This is a genomic window from Bacillus sp. JJ1503, assembly GCF_036965125.1.
Classification (GTDB): Bacteria; Bacillota; Bacilli; order Bacillales; family Cytobacillaceae; genus Cytobacillus.
This window is the reverse complement of record NZ_JBALOZ010000113.1, coordinates 12,674-29,244: the sequence shown is the minus strand read 5'-3', so window position 1 is coordinate 29,244 and position 16,571 is coordinate 12,674. Positions and strand designations below refer to the sequence as shown.

Sequence of the window (16,571 nt, the reverse complement as noted above, 5' to 3'; positions counted from 1 at the left end):
AGATGGAAGCGTGGGCGGTATGAGGTAAGGGAAAATGAAATCGAACTTCAGCATGGAGTGTTCGTCATCAAAAGGACTCTCGTGCCGATGATTAGAGTTCAGCATGTTGATACCCGGCAAGGGCCGATTTTGCGAAAATACGGTTTAGCCACTGTGGCCATTTCAACTGCTGCGACTGTACATGAAATTCCGGCTTTGGATATGGATGAGGCGGAGGAGCTAAGATTTTTCATTTCTAAGCTGGCAAGGGTGGCTGATGAAGATGTCTGAGCCAAGAAGACTGCACCCGATTTCAGCAGTTGTAAATTTTTTAAAGCAATTGAAAGATTTAATTATTCCATTTCTTGTTTTTGTTGTTTTTGGAAGCAGGGATGGGAGTATTCAACTTATTATTTCAGTTGTTATTATCGTTTTCATCTTAATCGCTGGAATCATATCCTGGCTGAGATTCACGTACCGGCTAGAAGAGGGAGAGCTCAGGATAGAGTACGGTGTATTTGTTAGAAAGAAAAGATATATTCCACTTGATCGCATTCAGAGTCTTGATTTATCGGAAGGGATATTACATCGTCCATTTGGTCTTGTAAGAGTGAAGGTGGAAACGGCCGGTTCAAGCAGCAAAGGGGAAGCTGAAGCTGTGTTAACCGCCATTTCAAAGGAAGAGGCAAATCAAATTCAGCACATTCTTTTTTTCGCAAAAAATGAAAAAAAGGAAACCGATGCAGAGGTGTCTTTTGAAGACACTCAAGAGAAAATACTTTATAAAATTACCCCGGGTGAGCTCCTGCTTATGGCGTCTACCTCTGGAGGAGTCGGTGTTGTTTTTTCCGCGTGTTTTGCTTTCGTTTTCCAATTTGAAGAAATGATCCCTTATGAAAGACTGTTTAACGGGTTGGAGGATGTGATTTCAAACGGGGTCCTTTTTATAAGCATTCTAGTGTTTATAGGGTTTTTGATTGCGTGGGTGGCTGCGTTAGTAGGGACTATGGTAAAGTATGCTGGTTTTACAGTAAAGAACGTAGGAGAGGACCTTATCATAACGAGAGGACTTTTAGAGAAGCGTCAGATTACGATCCCTCTGCACCGGATTCAAGCCATTCGGATATCAGAAAATTTAATTAGACAGCCTCTTGGATTTGGAACCGTATTTTTAGAAAGTGCCGGCGGGTCTGCTATTGATCAGGAAAGTGCGCGGGTCATGATACTTCCAATTATCAAAAAAGAACGCATTGCCAACATATTAACTCCTTATTTAAATGATTATTCATTTGAGTCTGTTATCGAATCTGCACCGAGCCGGGCATTAAAACGGTATATGTTTAGAGGGCTTCTGTATAGCTTACCGATAGCAGCAGTACCCGTCATCTTTTTTAGACCTTGGGGGTATTTGGCCCTGTTGTTCGTTCTCCTATCCATTGCTTGGGCGTTTGTTAAGTATAAAGATGCGGGCTGGGGAATTGATGAATTACAGTTGAATTTAAGATATCGTGCAGTAAATAAAACAACAGTTTTTATGAAAAGAAATCGAATTCAGTCCTTGAATATAAAAGAAAGCTATTTTCAAAGAGGGAAAGAGCTAGGGACTGTTACTGCAGTAGTTATGTCTGGTTCAGGCGGAACAGGCGGTACGGTTGTAGATTTGGAGAAACAGGATATAAATGATATTTATAAATGGTATTCCTATACGAAATTAAGCGCCGATTAGGCGCTTTTCGTATTTAAAAATTTAGAATTTTAACCGATAGTAATAATGGACTAGTTTTCTTTATGGTGCTTAACCCTCTTTCGAGTGAGCTTTACCCAATTCTCGGCTATTGAGGGGAAGGTTGAAAGGCGTTCTATTGAAGGTGGTCGAATTGGATAATTGTGACTCAGGAGGGATTTTATTTGTTTACGACTAAGAAGAGAAATATTCAATTGACAGAAGAAAACACAGAATTAAAAAATCGCTTGAAGGTTATTTTTGAAAAGGCACAGCAAAATGAAGAGTATCTTAACGATTTCATTGAGGGCTTTAATAGTGAATTAACAATTGCCATTGAACAGCATGAGAAGGTAAATGGGCAGCACGATGTCTTGGGCGAATTAGTAGGAAAAATAAATGAACGGTTTGATAAAGTAAACAATATTAGCCAGATGTCCTATGATAAATCCCTTGGCCTGCAAGAAAAGGGTCAGAATTTATTTGAATCAACTGTAGATATGGTGAAAATCTCAGAAGAGGGAAGGGATTCTGTTAGTAAAGTTGAAGGACTCATTGCCAAATTAGGTGACCAGCTGCATGAGACATCCGTTAAAATGAATCAGTTAAATGAAAGATCGAAAGAAATTGAGATTATCGTCAAAGTGATAAAGGAAATTGCTGATCAAACGAATTTATTGGCGCTTAACGCTTCCATTGAAGCTGCAAGAGCGGGGGAACATGGTAAGGGGTTTGCTGTTGTCGCTGAAGAGGTAAGAAAGCTTGCTGAAAATACAGCGGAAAGCACCCATAATATAAGCGTCCTGACACAGAATATCCAAAAAGATATTGAGGACTCACTGCAATCGACAAAGATGAGCACAGGGTTAATCGAAAATGGGATTCAGCTTAGTACTGACACGACAAGTAAAATAAACTACATTTTAACAGTGTTTAATAACGTCCAATCTGAGGTAAAAGATGTGATTGGCACAATCGAAGAGCAAAGAGAATATTCAAATGATGTGATGAGCGAAATAAGCGAAACATAAGCTATTTTTGAACAGGCAAATGAGATGATAATTAGACATATTAATGATGCAAGTGTTGTTGATGAGAAATTAGAAGGCGGTATTAGACAGGTTGCAGAATTAAGCAATTGGGGCAAGGTGCTCAAGGAAAATAATGAATAAAATATTCCATAAAAAACAGTGAGTTTCACTGTTTTTTTCTTTGCTAAAGGAAAAAAGGGAATGATTATAGTTATTAAGAATAGGTATAGTTACGGGCAATACATAAACTTAAGTTTTTATTAATAGGAGGTTTAGATGAAATTATTAATACTTGGGGGAACAAGGTTTTTGGGACGATATCTTGTCGAAGCTGCTTTAGAAAAGGGACATCAGGTAACACTCTTTAATCGGGGAAAAGAAAACCCTAATTTGTTTCCTGATGTTGACACGCTTATTGGTGACAGGAATGGGAACCTAGAAGCATTGAAGGGGAAAAAGTGGGATGCAGTTATTGACACTTGCGGTTTTATTCCACGTATCGTGAGAGAATCAGCAGAACTATTATCTGATGTAACGGAGCACTATACCTTCATTTCAAGTGCCTCCGTTTATACGGACTTAACCAAAATAGGTATTAATGAAAATCATCCTGTTCTTACAATCTCAAAGGAGAAGGAAGAGGAAATTACAAAAGGCATAGCTGGTCCCTTATATAACGAATATTATGGTCCCTTAAAGTACTCCTGTGAACAAGTGATTGAAGAGGTAATGCCTAATAGAGCTTTGTTCATTCGTGCGGGTTTGATTGTTGGTCCACATGATTATTCCGATCGTTTCACCTACTGGGTTCAAAGAGTAGCTAAAGGTGGGGAAGTGTTTGCTCCTGGGAGCCCAGATAAACAAATTCAATTAATCGATGTAAGAGATCTGGCAACAGGGATCATCAACATGGTTGAGAGAAGAAAATCAGGTGTTTTCAACGTAACTGGACCAAATGATACGTTGACAATGGGAGATTTTCTTCAGGAATGTAAATCAGTCAGTAAGAGTGATGCTATCTTTACGTGGATAGATGAAGAATTTTTAGATAAAAATCAAGTGAAATATTGGACCGAAATGCCTTTGTGGCTCCCTGAAAAATTAAATATGCCCGGGTTCCTTGCATTAAACATTGAAAAAGCAGTAAATGAAGGTCTAACATTTCGCTCTTTGGCAGACACCATTCGTGATACGTTAGAATGGGACTCTAGCCGGGCGGTGGACATTGAACGTAAAGCAGGCATGGAATATATGAAAGAAAAGGAATTATTAGAACGGTGGCATGCGACCATAAAAAGTAATTTTTAATCGTGGGGTAAAGAAATGGAGAATAGCCCTAAAGGGTATTTATATTTATTAGGTTTATGGAGTTCAGTTATTTTCGCTTTAACAGGTATACTGTATGGAGCAAGCATGGGGATTTTATTAAGTAAATATTCCATACCGGAGTATATAAATTTGGAGCAGTTTATGAGTTCTGTTGATCCGGAATTTATTGATTTATATGCATTTTGCCAACTATTTGCTTGCGTTTCAACGGTGTTCTTTATGATCATCTTGTGTACCATTCATGAATGTGTTGAACAATACGATAAAATTTTTAGCAAATTAAGCATCTGTTTTGGAATAGGTTTCACCATATTAGCTTCACTAAATTATTTTATTCAATTCAGTATTGTAAGACTTAGTCTGAACGAAGGAACGATACAGAATTTAGAAAGCTTTGTTCAATTTAATCCCCGGTCTTTTTCATTTGCGATCAACATGCTTGGGTGGAGCTTATTTTTAGGGCTGTCTACATTATTCCTTGGAATGATATTTAAAGGGAAAGGAATACATTTAGGAATTAGAGTATCATTTTACTTAACAAGCTTATTTTGTATGATTGGATTTATAGGCTTTATCTTTGATAGCCAGTTCCTTTTGCTGATTTTTCAATTAGGAATGACGATAGGGCTTACGATAGGGGCAATCCTGCTTGCTTTTGCATTTAAAAGGTCGAAAAGAGACAATATCATCATTAATAAAAAAAGCGATGCCATTTCGATTCCATAATGACATCGCTTTTTCATTTAGTAATCTTATGTTACCTGAATAGTAATCCTAATATCGCCAAAATGATAATGCCGCACCATATCATTAATTTTGGAGCTGATACTCCTTTGAAAGATGCAGGATGTTTTTTTCCTAGGTTAAAGTTGAATCTTATGTTTGGTCTTTGCTTATGTGGCAGCAAGGCTAAACCTAACAAAAAGCCAGCTAGCAGCCCGAAAAAATGGGCCGTAACATTGATATTTGGCTGCAAAAACGTCATAATCAAGGCGATGATGGTGATAGTCAATATAAGTTGAGAATTTGCCTTTGACATTAAATCTTTTCTATACATGATGACAGAAGCATAAAATCCGAATAATCCAAAGATCGCTCCGCTTGAACCGACATGTATATAGGTTAAGGGTTCCAAAAAGAGTGTCGCGACATTCGCGGCCATTCCAGCTATAAAATACACGAAGATGAATTTTCCCTTTCCTAGCATACGCTCCAAAGCAGGACCAAAAAGGACAAGGGAAAAGCTATTAAAAATCACGTGCGGCAAATCGCCATGCATGAGAATCGGTGTGACTAGACGCCAGTATTCCCCTTCCGAAATATAAAGGTTTACCCCGGCGAAATGTTCATAAAGCCATAAGTTGGGGAGCAACGGGAAAACGGATATGAAGTAAAGAACAATATGAATGGCAATAATGATTGAAACCACTGGATAATATCGCAGAAATTCTTTAAAGCTTTCCGTCCGTATAAACATAAGGCCCCTCTTTTCTCTACTTTCTCTCCATCATAGCCTAAAATGGAAATGAACATGCTATTTAACATATTAGAAAAACACGAAGACTTGCTATTCTTATATTATTGTTTATGCAAATATTAAATGAAATAGAAGGATGATCAAAGATGATTACTGGAATTGGCATAGATATTGTAGAACTTAATCGAATAAAAAAAATATTTGAAAGGCAAGTGAAATTTGCGGAAAGGATTTTAACACCGAAAGAAACCGCTGAATTTCAGACATTACCTTTAGAACGAAAGACAGAATTTTTGGCGGGGCGATTCGCAGCAAAAGAAGCCTTCTCTAAAGCAATGGGGACAGGCATTGGAGGAAGCCTTTCCTTTTTAGATATTGAAATTGAAAAGGATGAAAAGGGGAAGCCTTATGTGTCCAAGCCGATTCAAAAGGGTGTACACCTTTCCATTTCTCACAGTAAAGAGTATGCAGTGGCTCAGGTCATCATTGAAAAGGTGTAAGTAAAAAAGCAAAAAGCTTGTCATTCAACCTAGCATATTCCAGATGGTTGTCTCATATATTCATAGTGCAATAGGAGAGACAAGGCTAGACAAGGGGATTCATTTTTCATATCCACATTCGTCTATCCTTTACCTCCTCCACGATTAGCGCAAAACTAAGTCAGATATTCATCAAGGAAAGTTGATCTAGTTGCCAAAGAATTGTTTAGCAACAAGGTAGATGGATTTTGTTGAAAAATGACTTAGGTGCTGTGGCTGGACAATACACTGAATAGAGGCAAAAGGGGTTGAAGGAATGAGGAGAAAGTGGTTAATGCTGCTAATCGGGATATTGGCAGTGATAGCGTTGTCTGCTTGCGGAACGAAATCCAAGGAAGCTGTAGTGAAGGATCTGAATGGGAAAGTTGAGGAATTAAAGAGTTACAAGGCAAACGCGAAGATGACATTAGAAATGGGAACTGAACCACAGGTGTATGACATTGAGGTTTGGCATAAAAATCCATCCTACTACCGTGTCAATTTGAAAAATGCCCAAAAGGATCAAAGCCAAATGATTCTGCGCAATGATGAGGGGGTTTTTGTTCTGACACCAGCACTGAATAAAAGCTTCCGTTTTCAAAGCGAATGGCCAAAAAACAGCAGTCAGGCCTACCTTTATGAGTCTTTAGTGAAGGATATTGTTGAGGATAAAGAGGCTAAATTCACTGCGACCAAGGATCATTACGTTTTTGAAACGAAAACAAGATATCAAAATAACCAAATGCTTCCTACCCAAGAAATCACGTTAAAGAAATCTGACTTAGCTCCAGTGAGTGTGAAGGTCATGGACACGGATAAAAACACCCTTGTAAAGGTTGAGTTCACTGAAGTTAAATTTAATGCCGCCTTTGATAAGAAAGATTTTGATATGCAGAAGAACATGACTAGTGCTCAACTATCTGTTCCTGTATTAGCGGAAGTGGGCAGCGAAGAGTTCTCGGTCAAATACCCTTCTGAATTCCCAGGTGCTGATTTAGTTGATGAGAAGGCCATTACAACGGATAACGGCAAACGAGTTGTCTTAACATATGATGGAGAAAAATCTTTCACAATCGTACAAGAAAAAGCCAATGTTATGCCGGTTTCCTCTTACACAACGGTAAGCGGCGAGCCAGTAGATTTAGGCTTTACGATAGGTGCTTTATCTAATAATACAATTAAATGGACGTATCAAGGGGTCGACTATGTGATTGCCTCAAATGACCTGACAGAAAAAGAACTAGTTGAGGTTGCAAGGTCCGTTCAAGAAAGTACAGTAAAATAATTTCTTTATGGGCTCTGAATAAGGGCCTTTTTTATATGCAGATATTCCTGAAAAGTTGGAAAATTAATTGACAAAGGTGTCGAAGGGAGTCGATAATCGACATATAAAAAAGAAAAAAAGGGTGTTCAAATGATGGCCAAAGTTGCAGATTGTCAAACAGCTTTTTATAGAGATACTTGGGCGGAAATTAATTTGGATCATATAGCATATAATGTTGAGGAATTGAGAAAGCATGTACAGGATGTCGTTAAGATCTTTGCTGTTGTCAAGGCCAATGGGTATGGACATGGGGATGCAGAGGTTGCCAAGGCAGCGTTAGAGGCAGGTGCCAACTATATTGCCGTAGCCATACTGGATGAGGCGCTTTCCTTAAGGAAAAAGGGCATTACCGCACCGATTCTTGTTCTTGGTGCAAGCCGTCCAGAGGATGCGGAGATTGCCATTGAACAAAATATCACATTGACAGTCTTCCAGCTGGAATGGCTTGAAAGAGCAAAGCATTACGTTGGATCTAATCAAAAATTAACGATCCATTTAAAACTAGATACCGGAATGGGAAGAATAGGAATAAGAAGCGGGAAGGAGCTTGAGGAGATTGAGATTGTTGTTGCCAAAAGTCATGCCTTCCATATAGAAGGGGTTTTTACTCATTTTGCGACAGCTGATGAGATTGATCCTGCATATTACAATATGCAGTTGGAACGTTTTAATGAAATGATTTCATGGCTGAAGAAAAAACCTGAATTGATTCATACAAGTAATAGTGCAGCATCGTTAAAATTTCCGGAAGCGCATTTAAATGCTGTCAGAATGGGGATTGCCATGTATGGATTAATGCCGTCCGTAGAAATGGAGCCCACCCTTCCTTTTCCTTTAAAACCTGCCTTTACTCTTCATACGAAGGTTGTGAATGTTAAAAAGGTGAAAAAAGGGGAGAAGATTAGCTACGGTGCTACCTATGAAGCGCAGGAAGATGAATGGATTGGTACGCTGCCAATTGGGTATGCTGATGGATGGACACGTAAGCTCCAGGGGCAGGATGTACTCGTAGATGGTAAAAGAGCTCCGATTGTCGGCAGAATATGCATGGATCAATGTATGATTAAGCTTCCGGCTGATTTGCCTGTTGGTACTGATGTCACCCTTATAGGACAGCAAGGAAAAGAAAAAATTACAGCCGATGACATTGCAAGGAGACTTGGAACTATTAATTATGAAATCACTTGTATGATCGGTGCAAGAATTCCTAGAGTATATAAGAAAAATGGGCAAGTTTTAAAGATCATTAACAGCCTTCTCTAGAATGGGATTACATTGAACTGACCTTAGTTGAAAGGGAATTAGGGAAAATTTAATTTTCTTCAATAAGAAAGCAGAGCTTTATGCATAAAAGAATAATTTTTTGGCGGATAATAGAGAAGAATTGATAAACCCCCTTTGCATGAGGTCAGATTGATGTTAATATTAAAAATGGTAGATATAAAATGGTGTGTAGTGATGGTGGAGGTGTTTGTTTGTGTCTGAGTCCAGCGCAACAACAGAGATTATGGTGAAATTACCGCAACATCTTGTAACCGAGTTAGATGGCTTTGTAAAGCAGGAAAACGTAAATCGGAGTGAATTCATTTATCAAGCAACCAAAATGTATTTGCGCGAGCGAAAAAAGAGACAAATTCGTGAGGCCATGAGACGTGGTTATATGGAGATGGCGAAAATAAACTTGACGATTGCATCTGAAGCATTTCTTGCAGAATTCGAGGCAGAAAACACAGTTGAACGTCTAGTAAGCGGAGGGTAATCCCTTGATTGTCAAACGTGGTGACGTATATTTTGCAGACCTATCCCCAGTTGTTGGTTCAGAACAAGGTGGCGTCCGTCCAGTGCTGATCATCCAAAACGACATCGGGAATCGGTTTAGTCCCACAGTAATTGTTGCTGCAATCACTGCTCAAATTCAGAAGGCTAAGCTGCCTACTCATGTTGAAATTGATGCGAAGCGCTATGGTTTTGAACGAGATTCGGTAATTCTTTTAGAACAAATTCGAACAATCGATAAACAGCGCTTAACCGATAAAATTACCCATCTCGATGACGAAATGATGGAAAAAGTGGATGAAGCCGTTCAGATTAGCTTAGGGCTCATCGAATTTTAATACAAAATACGCTCTTTCCATAAGGGCGTTTTTATTTTTTGTGTGTAGGACAATTGGTCTTTTATTTATTTTAATTATTATTACATCTACCCGCGGCAAGCATTCTAAATGCTTGCCATTTTTTATTTAATGGCTTTCTTTTCATTTGGAAAGCTGTCACTCTTAGCGATAGTGATAGTTTTTTTAAATATAATCATTATATTTGTATTTTCCTTGAATTACAGCAAATCCCTTACCTTGGGTCCTTCAATGTTATTGTTTTTCCTCGAATCACATCAAAACCCTTACATTGGGGCCAGTCATGCTACTCGTTCAGTAGCCTTGTTATCAGAATGCGCTCCATGATCCCTTCCATGGCATTCATTTGAGCCGTCTTCATTTTAAGACGCACCTCACGAACCTCTCGTTCATTGCCTTTATAAAAGCCATTTGTTTTACTAAGCTGAAGTCTTGAACAAGGCTTTTCAAACCTTGATTATCCTTTACCCATCAAATATTTCTGCTAAACTGTTAATAATCATTTTAAAAAAATAAATAAAAAGGTTTATTCATTCAGCAAACAGGGAAGTAAATATCCAATTGATATGCAAAAAGGTGGGTCAGTTATGAATATGTCATTAAAAATTCACGAGCAGGGAAATCAAATGAATGTGATTGTTCAGGGTGAGATTGATGCGTTTACTGCACCAAAGCTTAGAGAGAGGCTATTTCCTCTTTCAGAAAAAGAAGGAATAGAAATGATCATTAACTTATCTAATGTATCCTACCTAGATAGCACAGGGTTAGGAGTGTTTGTTGGTGTGTTTAAAAATATACGCTCCAATCAAGGCAAGCTTCGGATAGTTGGATTATCTCAGCGTTTATTAAGGCTTTTCAAAATGACTGGTCTCGCTAATATTATTGATATTTCCAGCCAGAGTGAAGGTGAAGAGAATGAATCAATCGTTTGATTATATTGAAATTAAGGTCCCTGCAAAAGCGGAATTCGTGAATGTAGTTCGGCTTACCCTATCGGGAATTGCAAGCCGGATGGGTTTTTTATATGACGAAATTGAGGATTTGAAAATTGCCGTAAGTGAGGCTTGTACAAATGCTGTACAACACGCCTATAAAGAGGAAGAACATGGAGAAGTGGTCGTTGGTTTCGGGTTATACGAAAACCGGCTGGAAGTAATGGTTGCCGACAATGGCAAAAGCTTTGACTTTTTATCCGCCAAGCAAGGGATTGGACGGTATCAACAGACAGAATCCATTGAATATTTGCGAGAAGGGGGTTTGGGGCTTTACTTAATTGAGTCTTTAATGGATGAAGTTAGAATCCATGATAAAGAGGGTGTGACGGTATTCATGATTAAATACCTAGAAGGAGAGCAGGTGGAGATGGATGCTAAAGCACTCTCGACCTAATCAAAAATCAAAGGATGAAATCAACCAGCTCATCAAAGCTTATCAGCAGCACCAAGATGAAGAAGCTCTAAATTCACTCGTGGTATACTATCAGAACTTAGTCGAATCCATTGCACGAAAATACTCAAGGGGAAAAGCCTTTCATGAAGATATAACTCAAGTTGGGCTAATTGGACTGCTGGGGGCTATACGCCGATATGATGAAACCTTTGGGAAGAATTTTGAGGCATTTGCAGTCCCGACTATTATCGGAGAAATTAAGCGATTTTTACGTGATAAAACATGGAGTGTTCATGTGCCCCGCCGGATTAAGGAGCTAGGACCGAAAATCAAAACAACGATCGAGGAGTTAACAGTTAAACTCCAAAGGTCTCCGAAAATGAACGAAATTGCGGAAGTATTAGACATTGAGGAGGAAGAGGTTCTAGAAGCCCTTGAAATGGGAAAAAGCTATCAGGCCCTTTCCGTTGATCATTCAATTGATGCTGATTCAGAAGGTGGAACTGTGACCTTACATGACATAGTGGGTCAGGTGGATAAGGGCTATGAAAAGATCAATCAAATGCTTGTACTGGAAAAAGCTTTGCATGTGCTAACCGAGAGAGAGAAACAAATCATCCAATACACATATTTAGAAAACATGAGTCAAAAGGAAACGGGGGAAAAATTACAAATTTCACAGATGCACGTTTCAAGACTCCAAAGACGAGCTATAAAAAAACTGCAGGAAGCTATTCACGCAGAATCAGCCAATCAGGATTAAACAAATACTTAATATTTGCGGTATGAGGCTGCCTTGTTGTCTAGGTAAGCTTCTTTTTTTTTGAAGACGGAGTGTCCCATATGAAACTTAATCAAGAATTTGGTAAAATGAAAAACAAGACTTAATGGCTGGGGGTAAAATTTTGGAAACAACTATCGTAAATAATAATCAAGTTTTAGAAAAAATAGCATTAGAACAATCGGTATCTGTAAAACAAGTTAGAAACACAATCGGCCTTCTGGAAGAAGGAAACACTGTCCCCTTTATTGCCCGTTATCGTAAAGAACAAACTGGCGCTTTAGACGAGGTTCAAATTCGTGACATTATGGAGCGCTGGCAATACATACAAAATCTTGAACAGCGAAAAGAGGAAGTTATTCGATTAATTGATGAGCAAGGAAAGCTTACAGATGAATTAAGAAACCACATACAGATTGCAGAAAAGCTGCAGGAAATAGAGGATTTATATCGCCCTTATAAGCAGAAGCGCCGAACGAAAGCAACCATCGCGAAGGAGAAAGGCTTAGAACCATTTGCGGAATGGATGCTAACCTTTCCATTAACAGAATCTCCCGTGGACAAGGCAAAGGAATTCCTCTCAGAAGAAAATGAAGTAAATTCCGTTGAGGAAGCCATCACTGGCGCGAAGGATATTATTGCAGAATGGGTATCCGATGATGCAGACAGCAGAAAATGGATTCGCGAGCAAACAGCAAAAACTGGAACGATTGAATCAACAGTGAAGGACGAAGCAAAGGATGAGAAAAAGGTTTTTGAAATGTATTATGAATACGAAGAGCCCATTTCAAAAATCGTCCCGCACCGTACATTGGCATTAAACCGCGGTGAAAAGGAAGAGATTTTACGAATCAGCCTTAAACCGAATACTGATTTTATTTTGAAATATTTACATAAAAAGTGGATTAAGAATGAAAAGTCGAAAATATCATCCATTGTTCAAGAGGCCTATGAGGATGGTTACAAACGTTTAATTCAGCCATCCATTGAAAGAGAAATAAGAAATGAATTAACGGAAAAAGCAGAAGAGCAGGCTATCATGATTTTCTCAGAAAATTTAAGGAAGCTATTACTGCAGCCGCCATTGAAAGGAAAAGTTGTTCTAGCAGTGGACCCAGCGTATCGAACCGGATGTAAGCTTGCTGTCGTAGATGAAACAGGAAAAGTTCTGAAGATAGCGGTCATTTATCCGCATCCTCCTGTTTCGAAGGCGCGAGAGGCAAAAGCACAAATTATTGATATCATTCACACGTTTCAAGTGAAGATGATCGCCATTGGAAATGGTACTGCCTCGCGAGAGACTGAACAGTTTGTTGCCGAAATTTTAAAAGAGCTTAAAGAAGAAGTTTACTATCTTATCGTAAATGAAGCGGGAGCTAGTGTATATTCGGCTTCTGATCTGGCCAGAGAAGAGTTCCCAGATTTACAAGTTGAGGAAAGAAGTGCCGTATCAATTGCCCGCCGCCTACAGGACCCGTTAGCAGAGCTAGTGAAAATTGACCCGAAGTCTGTTGGAGTAGGGCAATACCAGCATGATGTTTCACAAAAGAGATTATCGGAATCCTTAACATTTGTTGTAGAAACGGCTGTAAACCAAGTAGGTGTAAATGTTAATACAGCTTCTTCTTCCTTGCTCCAATATGTTGCGGGGCTTTCCAAGACGGTCGCAAATAATATAGTGAAGATGCGGGAGGAAGAAGGGAAATTTTCAACTCGCAAACAGCTTAAAAAAATTCCGCGCCTAGGAGCGAAAACATATGAGCAGGCTATCGGTTTCCTAAGAATTATAGATGGAAAGGAACCGCTAGATCGTACAGGTATCCATCCCGAAAGCTATCCAGAGGTCATAAAATTGCTTGATAAACAAGGTTTTAAAACAAGCGATTTAGGAACAGCAGCATTAAAGGATTCACTTTCAAAATTAAATGTTGCCGAAACAGCTGCAGAATTAGGGATAGGAGAGCTTACGCTTAAGGATATTATTGATGCACTTGTCAGACCGGAAAGAGACCCGCGTGATGATTTGCCGACACCGCTATTAAAGAAGGATGTTCTACAGCTGGAGGATTTAAATGCGGGTATGGAGCTTCAAGGGACTGTCCGTAATGTCGTAGACTTCGGCGCTTTTGTTGATATCGGAGTAAAGCAGGATGGGCTTGTTCATATATCTAAATTAAGCCGCCAATTTGTTAAGCATCCACTAGATATTGTTTCTGTCGGCGATGTTGTTACCGTCTGGGTCGACTCTGTTGATAAAAATAAAGGAAGAGTTTCTCTAACTATGTTGGCTCCAAATGAATAAATGGATTTTTTACGATGTAAAGCGCTAGGTTACGCCCTAGCGCTATTTTGTTTGTGAAGTGTCAATAAGCAAGGTGCTTCCGCATTTCTATGAGCAGTGTTTTTTTCTATAGAAAAACCAACATTGATTTAATAACTTAATAGTGGAACGATCCTTTTCCAAAAAGGCCCTCTGCATTTGATTTAGAAACCATCCAGGCATATGAATACCTCCTTAATAGGAATTCGGAATTGAAACAATCTATAAAGAAGCGTAGGGGAATAAACTTCTTAATTGTAAAATTAAAATGGTTATCAAACTTATTACAATAAGAAAAGGTATATATAACATATGCTATAATAGGTTGTCATGTTCACATAAATTTAGAGGGGAAAAATGGGATGGATGACTTAGAACTGCAAAAGTTAGTTGAGGACATTTCACTTCAAAGCTTTGGAAATCCGTTTCGGCATAAAGCTTGTTTTAATGGAAGGCTTAGGTCGACAGGCGGGCGTTATATGCTTGACACCCATAATATAGAGATAAATAGGAAATACTTAGATCAGCTCGGGTTTGAGGAATTATGCGGAATTATTAAACATGAGCTTTGCCATTATCACCTTCATATTGAAGGAAAAGGATACAAGCATCGAGATCGGGATTTTAGACTTTTAATGAAAGCTGTTGGAGCACCAAGATTTTGCTCTCCTCTACCAGAACGCACAAAAAAGACCATGCTTAAAAGAGTTATTATATATGCTTGCAAAGATTGCGGGCAATTATATGAACGGAAAAGAAGTATTAATACACAAAAATATGTTTGCGGAAAGTGTAAAGGGAGATTAAGAAAAATTGAAGAATTAAAACAAGGGTAATTTCTCTAAAGTAAATTAGATAAATTTACATAAAACTATAGAAGATTTTTTAAAAAAACTTTCTTGACTTTTAATGTCTAGGTTTTTATAATAGTAAGAGTCGACAAGATGCTTAGTGAGAAAAACACAGCGTTTTTTTAAATATTCCGCAGTAGCTCAGTGGTAGAGCATTCGGCTGTTAACCGAACGGTCGTAGGTTCGAATCCTACCTGCGGAGCCACTTTTTATCTGTATTGAACAGCAGCCTCTTAAGGTGTTGGTCAATGTTTCATATTATCTAATTTGTAAAAATTACTAATTGGTATAAACTAATAAAACCGCTATTTCCACCTATTTTGTGGAATAGCGGTTTTTTGTATGAATTCGAATTATACTATTCACTTTTAAACGCATGGTAAATAATTACATAATTGTATATGCCTTATTGTATAATTTAAAAGAGAACTATAGCCAGGATTAACTTTCTGTTTATTCGGCTATAAGTATTAGTATAGAAAATTTATTTACCTAGCCTGTTTTGCTTGGAAGGCAAATATAGGAATGGGGAAGCAGATTAGCACGGAGGGGATGAAATGACTATAATAATAAAACTATCATCACAGATTGGAGAAAAGACAGAAGAAGGAAATCGTCAAGCAGCAATGGATTGTCTTAAAAATCCAAGCTTACTTATTGAAATAGGAGAAGGCCTAATATCAAAAGAGGCAGCTATTGTTGGAGATTGTGCCGAGGTTTTTACAAAAGTTGCAGAAAAACAGCCAGAATTGATCTTAGCTTTTGCTAATGATTTATTAAATTTGATTTCGCATAAAACGACACGTGTTCGCTGGGAAGCCATGCACGCAATTGCTTTAATTGCAGCATACATACCATCAGAAATTTCAAAGGCGTTGCCGCAGCTGACAGAGCTAATTAAGTCTGATAAAAGCACAATTGTTAGAGACTATGCGATAGAATCTTTATGTAATTATGCGACTGTGGGAGAGTCTGAAGCACAAACCGCTTTTCCACTGTTGAAGGAATCCTTGCTTGTTTGGGAAGGCAAGCATCGTGCGCGCGTTTTAAAAGGGTTTTTGCATGTATGTCATTCAACTGATAAATACACTCTTGAAATAAGAGGAATAGCTGAAGAATATGAAGATGATCCAAAAGGTGTAGTAAAAAAGGCAGCAAGGTCATTAATAAAAGCGATAGATAAAGGGATTGTCTAGTTAATAAATACATTTGATGTATGAAAGAAGCATAATTTGAAACTTAAAAATGAAGAAATGAGTATTGCACGATACAACATAACTAATAAATTCCCTGGTCATCGAAAAAGCAAACTACTATGTTTGATTTTCCGCCAGGAATTTATTAGTTATTCTATGCAAAAGAAAAGATGACTCTTTCAGTTTATTAGACAAAGTTAAAAATAATTCCTTGTTACGACTTGCTAAGGATTTATCTAAATAAAAGGTAGATAAAGAGTAATCAAGCATAATATCGATGCATGATTCCAACTTTTTAGAGTGAATCGCTGCTTCAAGATCTGGCATAAACAGAAACTCTTTTTTAGATTCATTAATCGTAATGAAAATAAACCAACCTATTCCAAAGACAAATTTCCCATGGTTTGAAATTGTTAATAAATCCCCATATTGAAGGGGGAAAAAACCACTCACCATATTTTCGCGTTTGTATCCATAATATAAACACTCTGCTATAATGCCGTTTTTATCCTTAACAATTA

18 protein-coding genes, 1 tRNA gene and 1 pseudogene are annotated in these 16,571 nt (G+C 38.2%); 17 read left to right on the top strand and 3 right to left on the bottom strand.

Annotated elements, in window-relative coordinates; all coding sequences use genetic code 11:
* The 5 genes and pseudogenes from V7149_RS10080 to V7149_RS10060 all read left to right on the top strand — a co-directional run.
* Window positions 1-270: PH domain-containing protein (locus tag V7149_RS10080; protein ID WP_335345503.1), on the top strand; the 270-nt coding region annotated here is incomplete at its 5' end.
* Window positions 263-1,705 (top strand): PH domain-containing protein, encoded by a 1,443-nt coding sequence (locus V7149_RS10075; protein WP_335345502.1) that lies wholly within the window; start codon window positions 263-265, stop codon window positions 1,703-1,705. The genes V7149_RS10080 and V7149_RS10075, both read left to right, overlap by 8 nt.
* A gap of 599 nt (window positions 1,706-2,304) precedes the next feature.
* A pseudogene (locus V7149_RS26500) lies at window positions 2,305-2,733 on the top strand (methyl-accepting chemotaxis protein); the annotation flags it as partial.
* Window positions 2,734-3,009: 276 nt separating this feature from the next.
* Window positions 3,010-4,041, top strand: a complete 1,032-nt coding sequence (locus tag V7149_RS10065) for an NAD-dependent epimerase/dehydratase family protein (RefSeq protein ID WP_335345500.1) — start codon at window positions 3,010-3,012, stop codon at window positions 4,039-4,041.
* A gap of 15 nt (window positions 4,042-4,056) precedes the next feature.
* Window positions 4,057-4,788, top strand: a complete 732-nt coding sequence (locus V7149_RS10060; protein ID WP_335345499.1) for a hypothetical protein — start codon at window positions 4,057-4,059, stop codon at window positions 4,786-4,788.
* A gap of 31 nt (window positions 4,789-4,819) precedes the next feature.
* Here V7149_RS10060 and V7149_RS10055 read toward each other — a convergent pair whose 3' ends face one another.
* Window positions 4,820-5,539: a rhomboid family intramembrane serine protease gene (locus V7149_RS10055; RefSeq protein WP_335345498.1), complete on the bottom strand. Its 720-nt coding sequence runs from the start codon at window positions 5,537-5,539 to the stop codon at window positions 4,820-4,822.
* Window positions 5,540-5,685: 146 nt separating this feature from the next.
* On the opposite strand from V7149_RS10055, the gene acpS reads away from it, so the two are divergent.
* The 9 genes from acpS (at window position 5,686) to V7149_RS10010 (ending at window position 13,985) form a co-directional block, all read left to right on the top strand.
* Complete coding sequence (acpS, locus tag V7149_RS10050; protein ID WP_335345497.1) at window positions 5,686-6,039, top strand: holo-ACP synthase; 354 nt, start codon at window positions 5,686-5,688, stop codon at window positions 6,037-6,039.
* A 295-nt stretch (window positions 6,040-6,334) separates the two neighbouring features.
* Entirely contained in the window at window positions 6,335-7,342 is a 1,008-nt protein-coding gene (locus V7149_RS10045) for a LolA family protein (protein ID WP_335345496.1), read from the top strand.
* A 129-nt stretch (window positions 7,343-7,471) separates the two neighbouring features.
* Window positions 7,472-8,644, top strand: a complete 1,173-nt coding sequence (gene alr, locus V7149_RS10040) for an alanine racemase (protein ID WP_335345495.1) — start codon at window positions 7,472-7,474, stop codon at window positions 8,642-8,644.
* A gap of 214 nt (window positions 8,645-8,858) precedes the next feature.
* Window positions 8,859-9,140, top strand: a complete 282-nt coding sequence (locus V7149_RS10035) for a CopG family ribbon-helix-helix protein (RefSeq protein WP_066301683.1) — start codon at window positions 8,859-8,861, stop codon at window positions 9,138-9,140.
* Window positions 9,141-9,144: 4 nt separating this feature from the next.
* Window positions 9,145-9,495 (top strand): type II toxin-antitoxin system endoribonuclease NdoA, encoded by a 351-nt coding sequence (gene ndoA, locus V7149_RS10030; RefSeq protein WP_066301680.1) that lies wholly within the window; start codon window positions 9,145-9,147, stop codon window positions 9,493-9,495.
* 605 nt (window positions 9,496-10,100) lie between these two features.
* Window positions 10,101-10,445, top strand: coding sequence for an anti-sigma factor antagonist (locus tag V7149_RS10025; RefSeq protein WP_335345494.1), 345 nt, complete (start codon window positions 10,101-10,103; stop codon window positions 10,443-10,445).
* Complete coding sequence (gene rsbW, locus V7149_RS10020) at window positions 10,429-10,902, top strand: anti-sigma B factor RsbW (RefSeq protein ID WP_335345493.1); 474 nt, start codon at window positions 10,429-10,431, stop codon at window positions 10,900-10,902. The genes V7149_RS10025 and rsbW overlap by 17 nt, the downstream gene beginning before the upstream one ends.
* Complete coding sequence (sigB, locus tag V7149_RS10015) at window positions 10,880-11,665, top strand: RNA polymerase sigma factor SigB (RefSeq protein WP_335345492.1); 786 nt, start codon at window positions 10,880-10,882, stop codon at window positions 11,663-11,665. Before rsbW ends, sigB begins: the two co-directional genes overlap by 23 nt.
* A 124-nt stretch (window positions 11,666-11,789) precedes the next feature.
* A complete protein-coding gene (locus tag V7149_RS10010) occupies window positions 11,790-13,985 on the top strand; it encodes a Tex family protein (protein ID WP_335345491.1) in 2,196 nt (731 codons plus the stop codon).
* An 87-nt stretch (window positions 13,986-14,072) separates the two neighbouring features.
* On the opposite strand, the gene cmpA is transcribed toward V7149_RS10010, so the two are convergent.
* The gene (gene cmpA / locus V7149_RS10005; RefSeq protein WP_335345490.1) at window positions 14,073-14,186 is read right to left on the bottom strand and encodes a cortex morphogenetic protein CmpA; all 114 of its coding nucleotides are present in this window, start codon (window positions 14,184-14,186) and stop codon (window positions 14,073-14,075) included.
* Window positions 14,187-14,365: 179 nt separating this feature from the next.
* Here cmpA and V7149_RS10000 point away from each other — a divergent pair, with 179 nt between their 5' ends.
* From V7149_RS10000 to V7149_RS09990, 3 genes are all read left to right on the top strand, one after another.
* Window positions 14,366-14,839 (top strand): SprT family protein, encoded by a 474-nt coding sequence (locus V7149_RS10000; protein WP_335345489.1) that lies wholly within the window; start codon window positions 14,366-14,368, stop codon window positions 14,837-14,839.
* Between the two features lie 145 nt (window positions 14,840-14,984).
* Window positions 14,985-15,059: transfer RNA gene (locus tag V7149_RS09995), tRNA-Asn, on the top strand.
* A 352-nt stretch (window positions 15,060-15,411) separates the two neighbouring features.
* The gene (locus V7149_RS09990; protein ID WP_335345488.1) at window positions 15,412-16,050 is read left to right on the top strand and encodes a HEAT repeat domain-containing protein; all 639 of its coding nucleotides are present in this window, start codon (window positions 15,412-15,414) and stop codon (window positions 16,048-16,050) included.
* A gap of 117 nt (window positions 16,051-16,167) precedes the next feature.
* Here V7149_RS09990 and V7149_RS09985 read toward each other — a convergent pair.
* The coding region (locus V7149_RS09985) for a hypothetical protein (protein ID WP_335345487.1) at window positions 16,168-16,571 on the bottom strand (404 nt) is incomplete at its 5' end.